General features: G+C 71.1%; 16 protein-coding genes. 9 read left to right on the top strand and 7 right to left on the bottom strand.

Annotated elements, in window-relative coordinates:
• Positions 1 to 35 precede the first annotated feature (35 nt).
• Positions 36 to 1,421 carry an alpha-amylase gene (locus tag ACZ3IG_RS03850; RefSeq protein ID WP_467428681.1) on the bottom strand — a complete coding sequence of 462 codons (1,386 nt, stop codon included), beginning with the start codon at positions 1,419 to 1,421 and terminating at the stop codon, positions 36 to 38.
• Positions 1,422 to 1,750: 329 nt separating this feature from the next.
• Here ACZ3IG_RS03850 and ACZ3IG_RS03845 point away from each other — a divergent pair, with 329 nt between their 5' ends.
• Positions 1,751 to 2,311: a hypothetical protein gene (locus ACZ3IG_RS03845; RefSeq protein ID WP_467428679.1), complete on the top strand. Its 561-nt coding sequence runs from the start codon at positions 1,751 to 1,753 to the stop codon at positions 2,309 to 2,311.
• 107 nt (positions 2,312 to 2,418) lie between these two features.
• Here ACZ3IG_RS03845 and ACZ3IG_RS03840 read toward each other — a convergent pair whose 3' ends face one another.
• The 4 genes from ACZ3IG_RS03840 to ACZ3IG_RS03825 form a co-directional block, all read right to left on the bottom strand.
• Positions 2,419 to 4,116 (bottom strand): glycoside hydrolase family 13 protein, encoded by a 1,698-nt coding sequence (locus ACZ3IG_RS03840; protein WP_467428676.1) that lies wholly within the window; start codon positions 4,114 to 4,116, stop codon positions 2,419 to 2,421.
• Positions 4,117 to 4,169: 53 nt separating this feature from the next.
• A complete protein-coding gene (locus tag ACZ3IG_RS03835; RefSeq protein ID WP_467428674.1) occupies positions 4,170 to 5,075 on the bottom strand; it encodes a sugar ABC transporter permease in 906 nt (301 codons plus the stop codon).
• Between the two features lie 10 nt (positions 5,076 to 5,085).
• On the bottom strand, positions 5,086 to 6,093 hold the full coding sequence (locus ACZ3IG_RS03830) for a carbohydrate ABC transporter permease (RefSeq protein ID WP_467428672.1): 1,008 nt from the start codon (positions 6,091 to 6,093) through the stop codon (positions 5,086 to 5,088).
• A 102-nt stretch (positions 6,094 to 6,195) separates the two neighbouring features.
• The gene (locus ACZ3IG_RS03825) at positions 6,196 to 7,464 is read right to left on the bottom strand and encodes an extracellular solute-binding protein (protein ID WP_467428670.1); all 1,269 of its coding nucleotides are present in this window, start codon (positions 7,462 to 7,464) and stop codon (positions 6,196 to 6,198) included.
• 381 nt (positions 7,465 to 7,845) lie between these two features.
• Here ACZ3IG_RS03825 and ACZ3IG_RS03820 point away from each other — a divergent pair, with 381 nt between their 5' ends.
• Together ACZ3IG_RS03820 and ACZ3IG_RS03815 are read left to right on the top strand one after the other, a co-directional pair.
• Positions 7,846 to 8,880 (top strand): LacI family DNA-binding transcriptional regulator, encoded by a 1,035-nt coding sequence (locus ACZ3IG_RS03820; RefSeq protein ID WP_467428668.1) that lies wholly within the window; start codon positions 7,846 to 7,848, stop codon positions 8,878 to 8,880.
• Positions 8,881 to 8,989: 109 nt separating this feature from the next.
• Positions 8,990 to 9,895 (top strand): phosphatase PAP2 family protein, encoded by a 906-nt coding sequence (locus tag ACZ3IG_RS03815; protein WP_467428665.1) that lies wholly within the window; start codon positions 8,990 to 8,992, stop codon positions 9,893 to 9,895.
• Positions 9,896 to 10,165: 270 nt separating this feature from the next.
• Here ACZ3IG_RS03815 and ACZ3IG_RS03810 read toward each other — a convergent pair whose 3' ends face one another.
• The gene (locus tag ACZ3IG_RS03810; RefSeq protein WP_467428663.1) at positions 10,166 to 13,180 is read right to left on the bottom strand and encodes a bifunctional [glutamine synthetase] adenylyltransferase/[glutamine synthetase]-adenylyl-L-tyrosine phosphorylase; all 3,015 of its coding nucleotides are present in this window, start codon (positions 13,178 to 13,180) and stop codon (positions 10,166 to 10,168) included.
• 124 nt (positions 13,181 to 13,304) lie between these two features.
• On the opposite strand from ACZ3IG_RS03810, the gene ACZ3IG_RS03805 reads away from it, so the two are divergent.
• The gene (locus ACZ3IG_RS03805; RefSeq protein WP_467428661.1) at positions 13,305 to 13,748 is read left to right on the top strand and encodes a VOC family protein; all 444 of its coding nucleotides are present in this window, start codon (positions 13,305 to 13,307) and stop codon (positions 13,746 to 13,748) included.
• Positions 13,749 to 13,863: 115 nt separating this feature from the next.
• On the opposite strand, the gene ACZ3IG_RS03800 is transcribed toward ACZ3IG_RS03805, so the two are convergent.
• Complete coding sequence (locus ACZ3IG_RS03800) at positions 13,864 to 15,624, bottom strand: NAD+ synthase (RefSeq protein WP_467428659.1); 1,761 nt, start codon at positions 15,622 to 15,624, stop codon at positions 13,864 to 13,866.
• A 317-nt stretch (positions 15,625 to 15,941) separates the two neighbouring features.
• Between ACZ3IG_RS03800 and glnA the strand changes: the two genes are divergently transcribed.
• From glnA to ACZ3IG_RS03775, 5 genes are all read left to right on the top strand, one after another.
• On the top strand, positions 15,942 to 17,303 hold the full coding sequence (glnA, locus tag ACZ3IG_RS03795) for a type I glutamate--ammonia ligase (protein ID WP_467428657.1): 1,362 nt from the start codon (positions 15,942 to 15,944) through the stop codon (positions 17,301 to 17,303).
• 14 nt (positions 17,304 to 17,317) lie between these two features.
• Positions 17,318 to 17,737, top strand: a complete 420-nt coding sequence (locus ACZ3IG_RS03790; protein WP_467428655.1) for a helix-turn-helix domain-containing protein — start codon at positions 17,318 to 17,320, stop codon at positions 17,735 to 17,737.
• A 10-nt stretch (positions 17,738 to 17,747) separates the two neighbouring features.
• Positions 17,748 to 18,164: a VOC family protein gene (locus ACZ3IG_RS03785; protein WP_467428654.1), complete on the top strand. Its 417-nt coding sequence runs from the start codon at positions 17,748 to 17,750 to the stop codon at positions 18,162 to 18,164.
• Between the two features lie 165 nt (positions 18,165 to 18,329).
• Positions 18,330 to 20,717: an ATP-binding cassette domain-containing protein gene (locus ACZ3IG_RS03780; RefSeq protein ID WP_467428652.1), complete on the top strand. Its 2,388-nt coding sequence runs from the start codon at positions 18,330 to 18,332 to the stop codon at positions 20,715 to 20,717.
• A gap of 191 nt (positions 20,718 to 20,908) precedes the next feature.
• Entirely contained in the window at positions 20,909 to 21,358 is a 450-nt protein-coding gene (locus tag ACZ3IG_RS03775; RefSeq protein ID WP_467428650.1) for a DUF6069 family protein, read from the top strand.
• The last annotated feature ends 58 nt before the right edge of the window (positions 21,359 to 21,416 follow it).

The following is a 21,416-nucleotide window of genomic DNA, read 5'->3' as shown; positions in this document are numbered from 1 at the left end:
AAAGACATTTCACGACCCTTGCGCCGGGCGTCGGTTCAGCAGCTCGGCGCGCCCGCGTACAGCGCCAGCGCGCTGTTGGCGCCGAGGGTGGCGGTGAACTGGCCGGAGCCGTTCACGGTCACCGTCGTGCCGCTCTGGACGTCGCAGTACGTGCCGGCGGACAGGGACGTCTGGTAGGTCCGGGACAGGGAGCCGCTCTCATGGTTGATGGCGACGAAGCCCTTGCTGCCACGTCCGAAGGCGATGGCGTCACCCCCGTTGTCCCACCAGTCGGTGACGGACTCCCCGCGCACGGCGTTCCGGAAGGCCACCATCGACTTGATCTCCGGCCAGGCGTGCTGGCACTTCCAGCCGTCCTGCCAGCAGGCGTTCACCGCGCCGCCGTTGGGCGGCCCGGCGTCCGTGCTGGACCACTCGTAGCCGCTGTTGACGTCCGGGGCGCCGTAGGGCCAGGCCAGCATGAAGACGTTGGCGAGGGTGTAGGTGGCGTTGTCCTTGTAGCTGAGGGTGGAGCCGTTGCGCTCGGTGTCGTGATTGTCGACGAAGACACCGGAGACGCCGCTGCTCAGGTATCCCCAGCCCTCGCCGTAGTTCTTCAGGTAGGCGAGGTTCTCGTTGTTGAAGACGCGCTTGAGGTCGTAGGCGTAGCGGAACTCCTGGACGTCCCCGTTGCCGGTGTACTCGGCCGGCTGGACGGCCTCCCCGCTGCCGTGGATGACCTCCTGCTTCCAGTAGACGGAGGGGTTGGCGAGCCGCGACTTGATGTTGGCCAGGTCGGCGGCGGGGATGTGCTTGGCGGCGTCGATCCGGAAGCCGTCGACGCCGAGGGAGAGCAGGTCGTTCAGATATCCGGCGATCGTCTTGCGGACGTACTCCTCGCCGGTGTCGAGGTCGGCGAGCCCGACGAGTTCGCAGTTCTGCACGTTGGCCCGGTCGGTGTAGTCGCTGATCTGCGCGGTGCAGTCGTCGAAGTCGTAGGAGGAGTACAGCCCGGGGTAGTCGTACTTCGTGTACGACGAACCGCCGGTGCCGGTGCCGCTGCCCGCGGACATGTGGTTGACGACGGCGTCGGCGACGACCTTCACACCGGCCGCGTGGCAGGTGTTCACCATGGACTGGAACGCGGCCCGGTCACCGAGCCGTCCGGCGATCTTGTAGCTGACCGGCTGGTACGAGGTCCACCACTGGGACCCCTGTATGTGCTCGGCGGGCGGCGAGACCTGCACGTAGCCGTACCCGGCGGGACCGAGGGTGTTCGTGCACTCGCGGGCGACCGAGGCGAAGTCCCACTCGAAGAGGACGGCGGTGACGTCCTTGGCGCCGGGCGGGGACGCCTGCGCCGTGGTCGCTACGGTCGGGTTCATGACAAGGGCAGCCGCGGCGAGGCCGGCTGCATCGAAGAGGAGGGATCTGCGTGCCATGTGGGGCCCTTCTTCGTTGAAGGCTCTTGCTGCAAGGTTTCTGAAACCTTGCGGTGACGCAGATGTTAAAGCTTCGATCATCGGAAGGGGAGGCGTCGTACGGAAGTTGTTCGGGACGGTCAGGGCTCGCCCGCTTCCTGACGAGACTGGGCGGACTTAAGTTGGGTGCCATGACTGGGGATTCCGACGACGGCACATCCACATCCGGTTCCTCCTCCTCACCATCGCCACCTCCTCCTCTTCCTCCTCGACCGCCACACCCGCCCCCTCCCCCGCAACCCCAACAGCCCAGGTGGGCGTGGTGGGTCGTCGGGGTCCTCATCCCTGTCGTGGGCATCATCGTGACCTTGATCGTCAACGACCAGGGATCGTCCCCCTCCCCCCGCTCGGAGCCTCCGAAGAATTCGTCCCCTTCCTCGCGCCCGGAGCCTTCGACCGGCAGCGGAGCTTCCGCGGATCCGCCCCCCACCGCGACGGCCGGCCATGAGGGTGCGGAAGAGAAGCCCCCGAAGATGAGATTCGGGCCGGCGGTCGTCGAATTCCCGGAGGGCGACGACTACATCGATGTGGATTCCCGACCGCCACTGGTCCTCGCCACGGGCACGGGGGGCACGGACTTCGTCATCAGCTCCGGTTGGTTCGCCGCCGACATCCGTCCCGGAGATTCCGGGTCACGACTCGCCCCGCTGCCTTCTTCCGGCTCCGATCCGAGTGAGGCCGAGTGCGCTGAGCAGATCCGAAACAACGCCACATACCACCTCGAAATGACCAGAGGTACCCGCTTCTGTGCGCAGTCTCTCGACGGGCGCACGGCCTATATGCGTGCTGTGGCGGTCCCGGCCGAGGGAACCGTCCGGCTCGAAATGACCGTGTGGGAACTCCCGACCTGATCTTCGGGGCGGAGTGCCCGTGGCTGAGCATCACCGAGGCGCGCCGAGGGCCCGCCGCTCCCGGGCAACGCTCCAGGAAGCGGCGGGCCCTCGGGGCAGACCGGCGGTCAGGCCCCCGTCCACCACACCGTCGTGTCCCCCGGCACCTTCGTCTCGCCGTCGGCCTCGGTCACCTCGTCGCTGGAGAGCAGCACGCGCCCGTGCGCCGGCACCGTCACCGACTCGCCGGTCGTGTTGGCGACGCACACGAACTCGCCGCGCCGGAAGGCGAGGACGCCCTCCGGGGCCCGCAGCCACTCCACCGTGTCGCCCGCGCCCAGGTCGGGCTGCTCGCGGCGGACGGACAGGGCCGCGCGGTACAGCTCCAGGGTGGAGCCGGCGACGCCGGTCTGGGCCTCGACGCTCAGCTCGCCCCAGCCCTCCGGCTGCGGGAGCCAGCTGCCGCCGGCGCCGAAGCCGTACGACGGTCCCGTACGGGTCCAGGGGATCGGGACCCGGCAGCCGTCGCGGAAGCCGTCCTGGCCGGCGCCGCGGAAGTAGGCGGGGTCCTGGCGGACCTCGTCGGGGAGGTCGGTGACGTCGGGGAGGCCGAGTTCCTCGCCCTGGTAGACGTAGGCCGAGCCGGGGAGGGCCAGCATCAGGAGGGTGGCCGCGCGGGCGCGGCGCAGGCCCAGTGCGCGGTCGCCGGGCAGGCGGATCTGGGTGCCCAGGCCCGCCGGGTTGGCGAAGCGGGTGGCGTGGCGGGTGACATCGTGGTTGGAGAGGACCCAGGTGGAGGGGGCGCCGACCGGGCGCATCGCGTCCAGGGTGCGGTCGATGACGCCGCGCAGTTCGCCGGCGTCCCAGTGGGTGCTCAGGTACTGGAAGTTGAACGCCTGGTGCAGCTCGTCGGGGCGGACGTAGTGCGCGGTGCGCTCGACGGTCGGGGTCCAGGCTTCCGCGACGAAGATCCGATCTCCGGAGTACTCGTCGAGGATGCGCCGCCACTGGCGGTAGATCTCGTGGACGCCGTCCTGGTCGAAGAACGGCGTGACATCGTTGCCCAGCAGCTTCAGCTGGTCGTGGTCCCCGAGGTCCGGCAGGCCCTCCGCCTTGACCAGGCCGTGGGCGACGTCGATGCGGAAGCCGTCCACGCCCATGTCGAGCCAGAAGCGCAGGATCGAGCGGAACTCGTCGCCGACCGCCGGGTGCTCCCAGTTGAAGTCGGGCTGCTCGGGGGCGAAGAGGTGGAGGTACCACTCGCCGGGGGTGCCGTCGGGTTCCGTGACCCGCGTCCACGCCGGGCCGCCGAAGACGGACTCCCAGTCGTTGGGCGGCAGTTCGCCGTTCTCCCCCTTGCCGGGGCGGAAGTGGTAGCGGTCGCGGCACGGGGAGCCGGGGCCTTCCGCCAGGGCGCGCTTGAACCACTCGTGCTGGTCGGAGGAGTGGTTGGGGACCAGGTCGACGATGACGCGCAGGCCCAGCTCGTGGGCGTCGCGGATCAGCGCGTCGGCGTCCAGGAGGGAGCCGAACATCGGGTCGACGGCCCGGTAGTCGGCCACGTCGTAGCCGGCGTCGGCCTGCGGCGAGGCGTAGAAGGGGCTGAGCCACACCGCGTCCACGCCGAGGTCGCGGAGGTAGGGCAGGCGGGTGCGGACGCCCTCCAGGTCGCCCATGCCGTCGCCGTCGCTGTCGGCGAAGCTGCGCGGGTACACCTGGTAGATGACGGCGTCCCGCCACCAGTCGCGGCGCCGGGTCGCGGTGGCGATTGCCGACGCGGCCTGGGGAGTCGTCGGGGCCTGGGCTGCGGAGTGCTGCTGGCTCATGTCGTCCTTGATGCGTAACGGGTACAGGGAGTCGTAAGCGGTCAAGAGGCGGCTCAGCCCTTCGTGCCGCCCGCCGTGAGGCCGGTCACCAGGTTCTTCTGCACGAGGTAGAAGAACACCGACACCGGTATCGCGATCAGCACGGCGGTGGCGGCCATCAGGTTGCGCTGGGCGTCGTGCTCGCTGACGAAGCTCTGCAGTCCGACGGCGAAGGTGTACTTCGTGTCGGACAGCATGAACGTGGAGGCGAAGGCGACCTCTCCGAACGCCGTGATGAAGCTGTAGAAGCCGGCCACCGCCAGGCCCGGCCGGGCCAGCGGCAGGATCAGCCGGAAGAACGTGCCGAACGGGGAGAGTCCGTCGACGCGGCCCGCCTCGTCGATCTCGAACGGGATGGTGTCGAAGTAGCCCTTGAGCAGCCAGGCGCAGTACGGCACCGCGGTCGAGCAGTAGACGAGGACCAGGCCCAGGTAGCTGTCGATCAGCCGCAGCTCGGAGAGGATCTGGTACATCGGCACGATGAGTACGGCGATGGGGAACATCTGCGTCAGCAGCAGCGTCCACATCAGCTTCCGGTACCCGGGGAAGCGCATCCGGGAGACCGCGTACCCGGTGGTCGCGGCGACCAGGACGCCGATGACCGTGGTGCCGAGCGAGACGATCAGCGAACTCTTCAGCCACTCCCAGAAGTTGGTGTGCTGGAGGACGAACGCGTAGTTGTCGAACGTCATCTTCCCCCAGATCTCGCCGGGGTGCAGGTAGTCGTCCTTGTCCGGGCCGAGGGAGAGGAAGACCAGCCAGGCGATGGGGAAGAGGGCGACCAGGGAGGCGACGGTCAGGACGGCGTGCGAGGCGAGGGCGTGGCCCGTGCCACGCCGGCCGCGCCGCACCGCGCCGCGAGGAGCGTCGGCCTGTTCCGCCGGACCGGTCGCCGGGGTGGTGACGGTGGTGGTGGTCATGGTGGATGCCTCAGATCGCGAGCTGCTGCTCATCGCGGTTCAGCCAGCGGCGGTAGAAGGAGGTGAAGACGATCAGGACGGCCAGCAGCAGGATGCCGTAGGCGGCGGACTGCGCGAACTCGCGCGGCTGCTGCCCGAAGCCGAGCTGGTAGGCCCAGGTGACCAGGATCTGCGCGTCCGGCGCGGTGTTGCCGAAGAGCAGGAAGATGATGGCGAACTGGTTGAAGGTCCAGATGACGCCCAGCAGGACGACGGTGGAGCTGACCGACCTGAGCCCCGGCAGCGTCACGTGCCGGAAGCGCTGCCAGGCGTTCGCGCCGTCCATCTCGGCGGCCTCGTACAGCGAGGAGTCGATCGACTGGAGCCCGCCGAGCAGCGAGACCATCATGAACGGCACCCCGCACCAGGTGTTGACCATGATCGCGGCGAACCGCTGCCAGAAGGTGTCCTCCAGCCACAGCGGCGTCGGCAGGTGCAGGGACTCCAGGGCGGAGTTGATGATGCCGGAGTCGGCGAGCATGAACCGCCAGCCGAAGACCGTCACGAAGGTCGGCACGGCCCAGGGCAGGACCAGGATCAGCCGGTAGAAGGTGCGTCCGCGCAGGTTCTTCTGGTTGAGCAGCAGGGCCAGGCCCAGGCCGATGCAGTAGTGCAGGGTGACGCAGGCGGCCGTCCAGACGACCGTCCAGACGAAGTGCGACCAGAAGCGGTCGTAGGCCGTCTCGCCCCACAGGATGTCGGCGTAGTTGTCGAGCCCGACGAACTTGTACGTCGCCTCGATCTCGTTGACGCCGATGGTGCGCGCGGAGTTGAGGCTGTTCGCGTCGGTGAGGGTGAGGTAGAAGCCGTAGGCGAGCGGGTAGAGCACCAGGACGCCGAGGACGATCACGACCGGGGCGATCATGGCGTAGGCGTACCAGTGTCTCTGGTATCCGTGCTTCAGACGCGTGCCCAGCCCGGGCCGCGGCGTGCGGTCACCGTGGCGCTTGCCGGTGGCGCGGTCGATGGCGACTGTCATGGTTCGACGACCTTCTCGGAATCCTGCGGATCAAGATCTGGGGCGTGGGCCGGCGGCCGCCGGGCCCGCTCCCCCCGGGGCGGGTCCGGCGGCCGGACGGGCTCACTTGCTGAAGTCGGGCACCAGCTTGGTGAACGCCGTCCCGATGTCGCCCAGCCCGTCGTCCAGGGACTTCTTGCCGCTGGCGATCAGGGGCAGTTCGTCGTCGAGCGGGGTCAGCAGCGAGCTGTACTCGGGCAGCGCCGGGCGCGGCCGGGCGCTGGACAGGACGGTCTGGTAGCCGGTGATGCCCGGGTCGGCCTTCACCTTCTCCGTGTACGCGTCGTCCCGGGTGGGCAGCGTGTTGTTCTTCAGCGCGGTGGTCTCCTGCGCCTTGGCGGAGGTCATGAAGTTCACGAACTTCAGCGCCGCCTTCTGGTGTGCCTCGTCGGAGCCGGCGTACACGGAGAGGTTGTGGCCGCCGGTGGGCGCCCCCGCCTCGCCGGTGGAGCCGGCCGGGACGGTCGCGATCCCCAGGTTCTCCTTGTCCTTGAAGGCGGAGCCCTGGTAGAAGTTGGTGATCTCCCAGGGGCCCTCGATGATCGCGGCGACCTCGCCGTTGACGAAGGCGTCCTGCTTGTGGGCGTAGGCGTCGGCGGTGACGTCGGCCTTGCCCAGGCCCTTGCCGTCGAACAGGCCCAGCCAGGTCCGGTACGCCTTCTTCGCCGCGGCGGAGGTGACGGTGATCTTCTTGCCCTCGGTGTCGACGAGGTCGGCGCCCTCGCCGAAGAGGAACGGCTGGCCGTAGTACCCGGCGGTGGAGCCCTGGTACCCGTCGACCCCGGTCTTCTCCTTGATGGTGGCGGCGGCCTTCTTCAGGTCGTCCCAGGTCTTCGGCACGTCGACGCCGGCCTTCTCGAACAGGGCCTTGTTGTAGACCAGCGCGAGCGTGTCGGTGACCAGCGGGACGCCGTACACCTTGCCCTCGTACGTGGCCTGCTCGATCAGGCTGCTCTGGAACTCGTCCTGTTCGGCGAGGGCCTCGGTGCCGTCCAGCGGCAGGAAGAAGCCCTTCTTGGCGAAGGCGGCGGTCCAGCCGACGTCCGTGCGCAGCACGTCCGGGGCGCCCGAGGCGCCGGCGGCGGTGTCGAACTTGTTCTGCGCCTGGTCGAAGGGGACGTTGACGAAGTTGACCTTGATGTCCTTGTTGGCGGCCTCGAACTCCTTGACCAGGGCCTTGTACGTCGGCGCCTCGTTGGTCGCGTTGGAGGTGTCCCAGTAGGTGATGGTCACCGGTCCGTCGGCCGAGTCGCCGCTGTCGCTCCCGCCGCAGGCCGTCGCCGCGAGGGCGAAGGACGCCACCAGCGCGGTGGCCGCTATGCCACGCCGCATGAGTTCTCCTTGAAGGTGAAAGCCCGTGAGTGCAGGAGGGGTCCCGTCCGCCGCTCCTGTCGACTTGCCGACTGCGTCGTTGCTGCCGCCGCCGGGCGACGTGAACGTAACAGCGATGAAAGCGTTTCGAAAGACCTTGCAGAAAAAAAGTGCAAGACATCGCCGACGTTATCCGTGCGTGACCTGTCGGCGACCGCCGTGAGACGCTTGTTTCCGGGGGCCGACCGCTTCGGGGCCGGTTGTGCAAGACTCTGCAAGTTCTTGCCGTCAATTTCTTGAGGGAGCGCGATGACGCAGCAGCCCGCGCCGGGGCGTCCGACAAGTCGCCCACGGCGGCCGATCGGTGGGCAAGCAGCGCACCGCCCGGTACAGTCCACCCCTGTGACCACACGGCTTGCCGACATCGCCGCCCAGGCGGGGGTGAGCGAAGCGACCGTCAGCCGCGTCCTCAACGGCAAGCCGGGCGTCGCCGCCACCACCCGCCAGTCCGTACTGGCCGCCCTGGACGTGCTGGGCTACGAGCGTCCCGTACGCCTGCGCCAGCGCAGCGAGGGCCTGGTGGGTCTGATCACCCCGGAGCTGGAGAACCCCATCTTCCCGGCCCTCGCCCAGGTCATCGGCCAGGCGCTGACCCGGCAGGGGTACACCCCGGTCCTCGCCACCCAGACCCCCGGCGGCTCCACGGAGGACGAGCTGACGGAGATGCTGGTCGACCGCGGGGTGGCCGGCATCATCTACGTCTCCGGCCTGCACGCCGACACCAACGCCGACACGCAGCGCTACGAACGCCTGCGCGCGCAGGGCGTGCCGTTCGTCCTGGTCGACGGTTTCTCCCCGAAGGTCCAGGCCCCGTTCATCTCCCCCGACGACCGCGCGGCGATGAACCTGGCCGTCACGCACCTGGCCTCCCTGGGCCACACCCGCATCGGCCTGGCCCTCGGGCCCAAACGCTTCGTGCCGGTCCAGCGCAAGACAGAGGGCTTCGTCCGCGCCGTGCAGGACCTCCTGGGCCTGCCCGCCGACCGGATCGAGACAGAACTGATCCAGCACTCCCTCTACACCCTGGAGGGCGGCCAGGCGGCCGCCTCGGCCCTGATCGAACGGGACTGCACGGCGGTGGTCTGCGCCAGCGACATGATGGCGCTCGGCGCGATACGCGCGGCACGCCAGCGCGGCCTCGACGTCCCCAAGGACGTCTCGGTGGTCGGCTTCGACGACTCCCCGCTGATCGCCTTCACCGACCCGCCCCTCACCACGGTCCGCAAACCGGTCCCGGCGATGGGACAGGCCGCCGTACGCACCCTGCTGGAAGAGATCGGCGGGACGCCCGCCCCGCACAGCGAGTTCGTGTTCATGCCGGAGCTGGTGGTCCGCGGCTCGACGGCCTCGGCCCCCCAGGGGCACCGACGCGACTGAGTCCTCCTCAGGGGGGACCGGCCACCCTCCGGCCGTTGTAGAACATGCGTCCAGAACCCGACGGAGGGATGATCGGTAGGCGAAGGCTTATCTGGCAGACTCTGTGCCTATGACTGACACGACCGTGACGACAACGGAAAGCCGGGATGAGGCTGTTCCGCAGCAGGTCACGGACGCGACGCGGCAGTCCCTCCGGCACCGCCTGCGCGCCCCGCGCCGGCCCCGCCTGTGGTTCGAGATCCTGCTGATCGCGGTCAGTTACTGGCTGTACTCGCTCGTGCGCAACGCCGTACCCGAACAACGCGGTCAGGCGCTGCGCAACGCCGACTGGATCTGGCGGCTGGAACACCAACTCGGCATCGCCGTCGAGCAGTCGGTCAACCACGCCGTGAACTCGGTGACTTGGCTCATCGTCGGCATGAACTACTACTACGCGACCCTGCACTTCGTGGTCACCCTCGCGGTGCTGGTCTGGCTCTTCCGCCGCCATCCCGGCCGCTACGCGGCGACCCGGCTCGTCCTGTTCGCGACGACGGGCGTCGCGCTGGCCGGCTACTACCTGTACCCGCTCGCCCCGCCCCGGCTGATGAACGGCGGCGGCTTCATAGACACCGTCACGGTCCACGAGACCTGGGGGTCGATGGCGTCCGGCGACCTGAAGAACATGTCCAACCAGTACGCCGCGATGCCGTCGATGCACATCGGGTGGTCGCTGTGGTGCGGGCTGACGATCTTCGCGCTGGCGTCCGTGCCGTGGGTGCGGGTGCTGGGGCTGCTGTACCCGGCGGCGACGCTGGTCGTCATCGTCGCGACGGCCAACCACTTCTGGCTGGACGCGGTGGGGGGTGCGCTGTGTCTGGGCTTCGGGTACGTGGTCGCTGCCGCGTGGTACGGGAGGGTGCCGTACGCGTTGCCCCGGGTGCCGGGGGCGGTGCCTTACGGGGGTGACGGGCGCGGAACCGGAAGGCGCCCTTGGCTGAGCGCGGGCCGGGTGGGTCGCGCGGCCCGGCGCTGACGGGGCGCCGCCCGCGCCCACCCGTGCCGCCCCAGGCGGCACGACTGCCCGCGGCTTGACGGCCTGGGCGCCCCCGGCTTGACGGCCCGGCTCCCCCCGGCTTGACGGCACGACTCCCCCCGGCTTGACGGCCCGGCCGCCCGCGGCTTGACGGCACGACTGCCCCCGGCGTGACGGCCCGGCCGCCCGCGGCTTGGCGGCCCTGCCGTCCTCCGGCTGCCGGGCGGGCCCGCCGCGCCCCCGCGCCCCGGCCCGCCCGAGGCCCCGGCGTCACCCCCCGTAGAACAGCGCCTCCACAACCCCCCGGGCCCGCCGTGCCGTGCGGCGGTACGCGTCCAGCATGTCCCCGACGTGGCCGTCCCCGTACCCCAGGTACCGCCCCACCGCCGCCAGTTCCCGGCTCTCGCTCGGGAACGTGTCCCCGGCCCTTCCCCGCACCAGCATCACCGCGTTCCGCACCCGTGTCGCCAGCACCCACGCCTCGTCCAGGGTCCGGGCCTCCTCCTCCCCCACCAGCCCCGCCTCGCGCGCGGCGACCAGCGCCGCCCGGGTCCGCGTCGTCCGCAGCCCCGCCACCTCGTGCCCGTGCCGCAACTGCGCCAACTGCACGGTCCACTCCACGTCCGACAGCCCGCCCGGCCCCAGCTTGACGTGCAGCTTCGGGTCCGCCCCGCGCGGCAGCCGCTCCGACTCCATCCGCGCCTTCAGCCGCCGGATCTCCCGCACCGCGTCCTCGCCCAGCCCGCGCGCCGGGTACCGCAGCGGATCGACCAGTTCCAGGAACCGCCGCCCCAGATCCGCGTCGCCCGCCACCACCTCCGCCCGCAGCAGCGCGTGCGACTCCCACACCAGCGACCAGCGCCGGTAGTACGCCGCGTACGACCCGAGCGTCCGCACCAGCGGCCCGGACTTCCCCTCCGGCCGTAGATCCGCGTCCACGACCAGCGGCGGGTCCGCGCTCGGCACCTGCAACAGCCGGCGCAGCTCCGCCACGACCCGGTTCGCGGCGTCCGCCGCCTCCCGCTCCCCGACCCCGTCCCTCGGCTCGTGCACGAACAGCACGTCCGCGTCCGACCCGTAGCCCAGCTCGTGCCCCCCGAACCGCCCCATCCCGATGATCGCGAACCGGGTCGGCAGCTCGTCGCCCCACCCTTCCCGCACCACCGCCCGCAACGTCCCCGCCAGCGTCGCCGCCGTCAGGTCCGACACCGCCGCCCCCACCCGGTCCACCAGCGCCCCGGGATCGGCGACGACCGGCTGCGCCTCGGTCCCGTACGACGCCACGATGTCCGCCGCGGCCGTACGGAACAGCTCCCGCCGCCGTACCCCGCGCGCCGCCGTCACCCCCTGTACGGCCCCCTCCGCGCGCCCGACCGCCGCGAGGATCTCCGCCTCCAGCTGCTCCCGCCCGCGGGCCGCCAGTCCCCTGCCGTGCCCACCGCTGCCGCCGTCCCCGTCGCCGAGCAGTGCCACCGCCTCGGGTGCCCGCATCAGCAGGTCGGGGGCGAGCCGTCCGGCGGACAGCACCCGCGCGAGGTTCTCCGCCGCCGCGCCCTCGTCCCGCAGCAGCCGCAGGTACCACGGCGTGTTCCCGAGCGCGTCCGACACCTTCCGGAAGTTGAGCAGCCCGGTGTCCGGGTCCGCCGAGTCCGCGAACCACCCCAGCAGCACCGGCAGCAGCGTCCGCTGGATCGCCGCCTTGCGCGTCACGCCCGACGCCAGCGCCTCCAGGTGCCGCAGCGCGGCGCCCGGATCGGCGTACCCGAGCGCGACCAGCCGCTCCCGCGCCGCCTCGGCGCTCAGCCGCGCCTCGCCCGGCGCCAGCGCGGCCACCGCGTCGAGCAGCGGCCGGTAGAACAGCTTCTCGTGCAGCCGCCGCACCACCGCCGCGTGCCGCCGCCACTCCCGCAGCAGCGTGGCGACCGGGTCGGTGCGCAGCCCCAGCGACCGCCCGATGCGCCGCAGGTCGGCCTCGTCCTCGGGCACGAGATGGGTCCGCCGCAGCCGGTACAGCTGGATCCGGTGCTCCATCGACCGCAGGAACCGGTACGCCTCGTCCAGCTGAGCCGCGTCCACCCGGCCCACGTACCCGCCCGCCGCCAGCGCCCTCAGCGCGTCCAGCGTCGTACCGCTGCGCAGCGAGGCGTCGGCCCGCCCGTGCACCAGTTGCAGCAACTGCACCGCGAACTCGACGTCCCGCAGTCCGCCCGGACCCAGTTTGATCTGCCGGTCGACCTCGGCGACGGGGATGTTCTCGACCACCCGGCGCCGCATCTGCTGCACGTCGGCGACGAAGTTCTCCCGCTCGGCGGCCTGCCACACCCCCGGCTGGAGCGCGGCGACGTACTCCTCCCCCAGCGCCAGGTCCCCGGCCACCGGCCGGGCCTTGAGCAGCGCCTGGAACTCCCAGGTCTTGGCCCAGCGCTGGTAGTACGCGACGTGGCTGCTCAGCGTCCGCACCAGCGGCCCGTTGCGCCCCTCGGGCCGCAGGTTGGCGTCGACGGGCCAGATGGAGCCCTCCACCGTGGTCTCCGAGCAGATCCGCATCAGGTGGGACGCGAGCCGTGTCGCGGCCCGTACCGCCGCCGTCTCGTCGGCCCCCTCCACCGGCTCGCCCACGAAGATGACGTCGACGTCGGACACGTAGTTCAGCTCGTGGCCCCCGCACTTGCCCATCGCGATCACCGCGAGCCGGCACAGCCCGGCGTCCTCGGGCGCGGCGGCCGCCGCGATCCGCAGCGCGGCGCGCAGCGTGGCGGTGGCGAGGTCGGCCAGTTCGGCGGCGGTCTCGGCGACGTCGATGGTGCCGCACACGTCACGGGCGGCCAGCGACAGCAGGCAGCGGCGGTAGGCGACCCGCAGCGAGACCGGGTCGTCGGCCCCGCCCAGGCACTGCTCGAACTCCGCCACCCCCGGGTGCAGGTCACGCGGTTCGTACGTGACCAGCGCCCGCCAGTCCCCGGTGTGCCGGACGAGATGGTCGCCGAGCGCCTCGGAGGCGCCCAGCACACCGAGCAGCCGGTCGCGCAGCGGCTTGGACGCGGTGAGCGTGCCCAGCAGCTCGCGGCGCGCGGCGGGCTCGGGCTGGGCCTCCAGGAGCCGGACCAGGCCGTGCAGCGCGAGGTCGGGGTCGGCGGTGGCGCCGAGGGCGTCGAGGAGCACCGGGTCGTCGCGGACCGGCGTCAGCTCCACGCTGTCCAGCAGCCGCTCGGCGGCCGAGGCATCCGTGAAGCCGTGCCGCAGCAGCCGCGTGAAGGTACTGCTCCTGCGCCCCGGCGCCGTCATCCCCGGCCTCCTGTCGGATCAAGGTCGTCCTGGCCAGAGCCTAACCGGACACCCGGCCGGCGGGGTGGCGGCCGACGCCGCCATCGGCTTGGGTGGACGGGAGCCGTCCGAAGGGAGCCGCACCATGGACATGACCCTCGAAGTGATCCCGCTGCCCGTCAGCGACATCGACCGCGCCCGGGACTTCTACCGGGACAAGGTCGGCTTCCACGTCGACATCGACACGGAGGTCATGCCGGGCATGCGGATCGTGCAGCTGACGCCGCCGGGCTCGGGCTGTTCGATCGCGCTGGGCGACAGCATCTGGGAGATGGCCGGTGGCGCGCGGCCGGCGCCGGGCTCGTACCAGGGCCTCCAACTGTGCGTCGCCGACATCGAGGCGGCGCACGCCGAGCTGTCCGGGCGGGGCCTGGAGGTCTCCGAGCCGGTGCGGTACGCCCCGGACGACGGGGCGACGTTCCTGTACTTCAAGGACCCGGACGGCAACGGGTGGTCGGTGCAGGAGTACCGGCAGCGGGCCAAGGAGCCGTTGCACGCGCTGCTGGCGAGGCTCGCGGCGCAGGGGTAGGGCCGGGTGCGTCGCCGGGTGCGGGCCGGTGCGGGCTGGTCGCGCCCACGCGACGGAGCCGCATATGGCACAGCCCCGCGCCCCCGGGCAGGTGCCCGCGCCCGGCGGAGAGAATTCAGGCCCCCTCCCGCCACCCGTTCGTGACCGGCAGCCGGCGGTCCTTGCCGAAGCCCTTCGGGGAGATCTTCGTGCCCGGCGGGTACTGGCGCCGCTTGTACTCGGCGGTGTCGACCATGCGCAGCGTCTTCGTCACCAGCTCCGGGTCGTACCCGGCGGCGACGATCTCGTCCGCGCCCCGGTCCCGGTCGACGTACAGCTCCAGGATCGCGTCGAGCACCGGGTAGTCCGGCAGGGAGTCCGTGTCGACCTGTCCCGGCCGCAGCTCGGCGCTGGGCGGCTTGGTGATCGAGTTCTCGGGGACGGGCGGGGTCTGCCCGCGCTCCCGGGCCGCCCGGTTGCGCCACTCGGCCAGCCGGAAGACGGACGTCTTGTACACGTCCTTGATCGGCCCGTAGGCGCCCACCGAGTCGCCGTACAGCGTCGAGTAGCCGACCGCCAGCTCCGACTTGTTGCCGGGGGCCAGCACGAGGTGGCCCTCCTGGTTGGAGATCGCCATCAGCAGGGTGCCGCGCAGCCGGGACTGGAGGTTCTCCTCGGCCAGCCCGGTCAGCCCCAGCGCTCCCATGTACGCGTCGAACATCGGCTCGATGGGTACGGTCCGGTAGTTCAGGCCGGTGCGCCGCGCCAGCTCCGCCGCGTCGTCCCTGGAGTGGCCGGAGGAGTACTTCGACGGCATGGAGACGCCGTGGACGTTCTCCGCGCCCACCGCGTCGCACGCCACGGCGGCCACCAGCGCCGAGTCGATGCCGCCGGAGAGGCCGACCAGCACCGACCGGAACCCGTTCTTCGTGACGTACGCCCGCAGCCCCGTGACGAGTGCCGAGTAGACCTCTTCGTCGTCGTCGAGCCGGTCCGCGTGCCCGCCCGTCGCCGTCGCCTCGTACGGCGCCACCGGCTCCTCGGAGACCACGGCCCGCTCGATCCGCAGCCCGTCGTCGACGACCCCCTCCGGCGCGTCGGCCAGGGGCACCGCGCCCGGCAGGTCGAGGTCCAGCACGACGCACCCCTCGGTGAACTGCGGGGCCCGCGCGAAAACCTCCCCGTCCGCCCCGACCACGATCGAGTCGCCGTCGAAGACCAGCTCGTCCTGGCCGCCCGTCATCGCGAGGTAGGCGGTGGTGCAGCCGGCCTCCTGGGCCCGCTTGCGCACCAGTTCCAGCCGGGTGTCGTCCTTGTCGCGCTCGTAGGGCGAGGCGTTGACGGACAGCAGCAGTCCCGCCCCGGCCGAGCGCGCGGCCGGCACCCGTCCGCCGTCCTGCCAGAGGTCCTCGCAGATGGCCAGCGCGACGTCGATGCCGCGCACCCGCAGCACCGGCATGGTGTCGCCGGGCACGAAGTAGCGGAACTCGTCGAAGACGCCGTAGTTCGGCAGGTGGTGCTTGGCGTAGGTCAGCACGACCTCGCCCCGGTGCAGGACCGCGCCCGCGTTCTGCGGGGCCCCGGCGGGCTGGCCGTACTTCGGCTGCGCGGTCGGGCAGCGGTCGAGGTAGCCGACGATCACCGGCAGCTCGCCGAGCCCTTCGGCGGCGAGCCGGGCGGCCAGCGCGCGCAGGGCCCGGCGGGAGGCCCGTACGAAGGACGAGCGCAGGGCGAGGTCCTCGACGGGGTAGCCGGTCAGCGCCATCTCCGGGAACGCCACGAGGTGGGCGCCCTGCTCGGCGGAGTGCCGGGTCCAGCGGAGTATCGACTCGGCGTTCGACGCGAGGTCACCGACGGTGGAGTCGATCTGGTTGAGAGCGAGTCGTAGTTGAGGCACCCGGCCAGTGTAATCGTCAAACCGACGCTATGGGTGTCCCGGCCTCCCGGGAACGGCCGGGCGCTCCCAGGAATGGCCCGATCGAACAGGTGGCCTCTACCCTGCGGGGAGAGCATGGAATCCGCCGGAGCGACGCAGGAGCCGTACGTGCGGTGTTCAGACCCGGGCCGTCCGCCCGATCAAGGTCCGCAACGCGTACGAAACGGTGCTGTGGTGGGATGCTCAGGTGCCCGACCGCCTCCTGCGGTACCAACACCAGGCGCCGGATACGGTGCCGGAGACAGGCGGCCTGACCAGCAAGGATGGGGAAGCGCAAGATGGACAAGCAGCAGGAGTTCGTGATCCGGACGCTCGAAGAGCGTGACATCCGGTTCGTGCGCCTGTGGTTCACGGACGTACTGGGCTTCCTGAAGTCCGTCGCCGTGGCCCCCGCCGAGCTGGAGCAGGCCTTCGACGAGGGCATCGGCTTCGACGGCTCGGCGATCGAGGGCTTCGCCCGGGTCTACGAGTCCGACATGATCGCCAAGCCGGACCCGTCGACCTTCCAGGTCCTGCCGTGGCGCGCGGAGGCCCCCGGCACCGCCCGGATGTTCTGCGACATCCTGATGCCGGACGGCTCGCCGTCCTTCGCCGACCCGCGCTACGTCCTCAAGCGCGCCCTGAACCGGGCCTCCGACTCCGGCTTCACCTTCTACACCCACCCGGAGATCGAGTTCTTCCTGCTGAAGAACAAGCCGGTCGACGGCTCGGTGCCGACCCCGGCCGACAACTCCGGCTACTTCGACCACACCCCGCAGAACATCGGCATGGACTTCCGCCGCCAGGCGATCACCATGCTGGAGTCGATGGGCATCTCGGTGGAGTTCTCCCACCACGAGGGCGCCCCCGGCCAGCAGGAGATCGACCTCCGCTACGCCGACGCGCTCTCGACGGCCGACAACATCATGACGTTCCGCCTGGTGATGAAGCAGGTGGCGCTGGAGCAGGGCGTGCAGGCGACGTTCATGCCCAAGCCGTTCTCCGAGCACCCGGGCAGCGGCATGCACACCCACCTCTCGCTCTTCGAGGGCGACCGCAACGCGTTCTACGAGTCCGGCTCGGAGTACCAGCTCTCCAAGGTCGGCCGCTCCTTCATCGCGGGCCTGCTGCGGCACGCCGCCGAGATCTCCGCGGTCACCAACCAGTGGGTCAACAGCTACAAGCGCATCTGGGGCGGCACCGAGCGCACGGCGGGCGCCGGCGGCGAGGCCCCCTCCTACATCTGCTGGGGCCACAACAACCGCTCCGCGCTGGTCCGCGTCCCCATGTACAAGCCCGGCAAGACCGGCTCGGCCCGTGTCGAGGTCCGCTCCATCGACTCCGGCGCCAACCCGTACCTGACCTACGCCGTCCTGCTCGCCGCCGGCCTCAAGGGCATCGAGGAGGGCTACGAACTCCCGCCGGGCGCCGAGGACGACGTCTGGGCCCTCTCCGACGCCGAGCGCCGCGCCCTCGGCATCGAGCCGCTCCCGCAGAACCTGGGCGAGGCCCTGACCCTGATGGAACGCAGCGACCTGGTCGCCGAGACCCTCGGCGAGCACGTCTTCGACTTCTTCCTGCGCAACAAGAAGCAAGAGTGGGAGGAGTACCGCTCGGAGGTCACGGCGTTCGAGCTGCGGAAGAACCTGCCGGTGCTGTAGGCCATCCTTGGGTCATGGACCTGGAGGACCTGAAGCGCCTGCGCCGTGCCCGGGACGTCATGGACCGTGATTACGCCGAGCCGCTGGACGTCCCGGCGCTGGCGCGGGTCGCCATGATGTCGGCCGGGCACTTCTCGCGGAGTTTCCGGGCGGCGTACGGGGAGACGCCGTACAGCTATCTGATGACCCGGCGGGTGGAGCGGGCGAAGGCGCTGCTGCGGCGGGGGGACCTGAGCGTGACGGACGTGTGCTTCGCGGTGGGGTGTACGTCGCTGGGGTCGTTCAGCACGCGTTTCACCGAGCTGGTCGGGGAGTCCCCGAGCGCGTACAAGGCGCGGGACCACGCGACGGGGGCGCCGATCCCGGCGTGTGTGGCGAAGGTGCGGACCAGACCGGTCAGGAATCGAGAAGCGGGCGGCGCTCCCGGCTCGTAGCGTCGACGGCATGGACATCAGACTCGCTCAGTGCTTCATCGCCGTCGACGACCACGACAAGGCGCTCGCCTTCTACCGGGACGTCCTCGGCTTCCAGGTCCGCAACGACGTCGCCTTCGAGGGGATGCGCTGGGTGACGGTGGCGCCGCCCGGGCAGCCGGACGTCGAGATCGTCCTCGAACCGCCGCTCGCCGACCCGATGGCCCCCGAGGCCGACCGCAAGGCGATGGCCGAACTGCTGGCCAAGGGCATGCTGCGGGGCGTCATCTTCGCCACCGACGACGTGGACGCGACGTTCGAACGCATCCGGGAGGCCGGCGGCGAGGTGCTCCAGGAGCCGATCGACCAGCCCTACGGCGTCCGTGACTGCGCCTTCCGGGACCCGGCCGGCAACATGCTCCGCTTCAACCAGCCGCGCAAGGGATAGCGCCGGCGGTCGGAAAACCACGTGTGCGGCCGGTGCCCCTGCGGTAGTGTCCCGCCCTTTGGGGAGGGGCCGGCAGGGGGCCGGCCGGCGCGATGCGCCGAGGCACGTGGCCGCACAGGATCCGCACCCGCACCGGCCCGCACGACAACAGGGGAGACCAGCCGCATGACCACGAGCACGGACCCGTACCCGTCCGAGGCGCACGTCGCCGACAGCCACGACCTGATCCGGGTGCACGGGGCCCGGGAGAACAACCTCAAGGACGTCAGCATCGAGATACCGAAGCGCCGGCTGACGGTGTTCACCGGGGTCTCGGGGTCGGGCAAGAGCTCGCTGGTGTTCGACACGGTCGCCGCCGAGTCGCAGCGGCTGATCAACGAGACGTACAGCGCGTTCGTGCAGGGGTTCATGCCGACGCTGGCCCGCCCGGAGGTCGACGTCCTGGACGGTCTGACCACCGCGATCATCGTCGACCAGTCCCGGCTGGGCGCCGACCCGCGCTCCACCGTCGGCACGGTCACCGACGCCAACGCGATGCTGCGCATCCTCTTCAGCCGCCTCGCCCAGCCGCACGTCGGCCCGCCCGGCGCGTACTCCTTCAACGTCGCCTCGGTGTCGGCGAGCGGCGGGTTCACGGTCGACCGGGGCAGTGAGAAGACGAAGACGGAGAAGGTCTCCTTCAACCGCACCGGCGGCATGTGCACGCGCTGCGAGGGCCGCGGCACGGTCTCCGACATCGACCTCACCCAGCTCTACGACGACTCCAAGTCGCTGAACGAGGGCGCGCTGACGATCCCCGGCTACACGATGGACGGCTGGTACGGCCGTATCTACCGGGGCTGCGGCTTCTTCTCGCCGGACAAGCCGATCCGCGAGTTCACCAAGAAGGAACTGCACGCCCTCCTCCACCAGGAGCCGACCAAGATCAAGGTCGAGGGCGTCAACCTCACCTACGAGGGTCTGATCCCGAAGATCCAGAAGTCGATGCTGTCGAAGGACGTCGACTCGCTCCAGCCGCACATCCGCGCGTTCGTCCTGCGGGCGACGACGACCGGGACCTGCCCCGACTGCGACGGCACCCGGCTCACCCCGGCGGTCCGGGCCTCGAAGATCGACGGCGTCTCGATCGCGGACGCCTGCGCGATGGAGATCCGCGACCTCGCCGAGTGGGCGCGCGGGCTGAAGGACCCCTCGGTGACGCCGCTGCTGACCGCGCTCCAGCACTCCCTGGACTCCTTCACGGAGATCGGCCTCGGCTACCTCTCCCTGGACCGCCCCTCGGGCACCCTGTCCGGCGGCGAGGCGCAGCGCGTCAAGATGATCCGCCACCTGGGCTCGTCCCTCACGGACGTCACGTACGTCTTCGACGAACCGACCGTCGGCCTGCACCCGCACGACATCCAGCGGATGAACGGCCTGCTGCTGCGGCTGCGCGACAAGGGCAACACGGTGCTGGTGGTCGAGCACAAGCCGGAGACGATCGCGATCGCCGACCACGTCGTCGACCTCGGGCCGGGCGCCGGTACGGCCGGCGGCACAGTCTGCTTCGAGGGCACCGTCGAGGGGCTGCGGGCCGGCGGCACGCTCACCGGCCGCCACCTCGACGACCGGGCGGCCGTGAAGGAGTCGGTGCGCGAGGCCACCGGCGCGCTGGAGATCCGCGGCGCGCGCACCCACAACCTGCGGGACGTCGACGTCGACATCCCGCTCGGCGTGCTGTGCGTGGTCACGGGCGTGGCGGGCTCGGGCAAAAGCTCTCTCGTGCACGGCTCGGTCCGCTCGGAGGACGGCGTGGTCCGGGTCGACCAGAGCCCGATCCGCGGCTCGCGGCGCAGCAATCCGGCGACGTACACGGGCCTGCTCGACCCGATCCGCAAGGCGTTCGCCAAGGCCAACGGGGTCAAGCCGGCGCTGTTCAGCGCCAACTCCGAGGGTGCCTGCCCCACCTGCAACGGCGCCGGCGTCGTCTACACCGACCTCGGCATGATGGCCGGTGTCTCCACGACCTGCGAGGAGTGCGAGGGCCGGCGGTACGACGCGTCCGTCCTCGTCCACCGGCTCGGCGGCCGGGACATCGCCGAGGTGCTGGCCATGCCGGTGACCGAGGCGCTGGCCTTCTTCGGCGAGGGCGAGGCCCGCACGCCGGCCGCCCACAAGATCCTGACCCGCCTCTCCGACGTGGGTCTCGGCTACCTCACCCTCGGCCAGCCGCTCACCACCCTCTCCGGCGGCGAACGGCAGCGGCTGAAGCTGGCGGTGCACATGGCGGAGAAGGGCGGGATCTACGTCCTCGACGAGCCGACGACCGGCCTCCACCTGGCCGATGTCGAGCAGCTCCTCGCCCTCCTCGACCGCCTGGTCGACTCCGGCAAGTCGGTCATCGTCGTCGAGCACCACCAGGCGGTCATGGCCCACGCGGACTGGATCATCGACCTGGGGCCGGGGGCGGGCCACGACGGCGGCCGGGTCGTGTTCGAGGGGACGCCGGCGGAGCTGGTGGCGGCGCGGTCCACGGTCACGGGCGAGCACTTGGCGGCGTACGTGGGGGCGTGACAGCGACGGGGCGGTGGCACCTTCGGGACGTCCGCGGGGTGCGCGCGGGATGGGTTCGCGGCGATCGGTTCGACGCAGCGCGACGAGTCGTTACGTTCGGCGCACGGAACCCGCGCGACGCCGTGCCGAGCCGATGGCCGGTGCGACGCCGTGCGGCCGACGCGACGCCGTGCCGAGCCGAGGAGTACACCGTGACCGGACCGACCACCGCCCGCCCCGCCGACTCCGCCCGCCGCCCCGGCGGGCTCGTGGTGACCGGCGGCCTGGCGGCCACCGCCGTCGTCGCCGTCGCCCTCAACGCCGCCGTCGCCGCGCTCGCCCACGCCGCCGGTGTCTCCGACGACTTCGAGCCGCTCCACCTGTCCGACTACGCCCTGCTCACCGTCGTCGGCGTACTGGCCGGCGCCGGGGGCTGGGCCCTGGTCCGGGCCCGCTCGGCCCACCCCGCGCGGGTGCTGCGCACGTGGATACCGGTGATCCTCCTCATCACCTTCGTCCCCGACATCCTCCTCGGCACCTCCGACGAACCCGGCACCAGCTGGGGCGGCGTCATCGCCCTGATGGTCATGCACCTGATCGTCGCGGCGGTCGCCGTCCCGGCCTTCCGTCTTCTGCTGCCGTTGCCCGGACGGCGCCCCTAGGGGCTGTCGTCACATTCCGGTCGTCCGCCCGTAGGGCGGGCCGCGCGTGCCAGGCGTC

The organism is Streptomyces sp. NPDC016677 (assembly GCF_055562815.1).
This window is presented reverse-complemented; position numbering and strand designations above follow the sequence as displayed.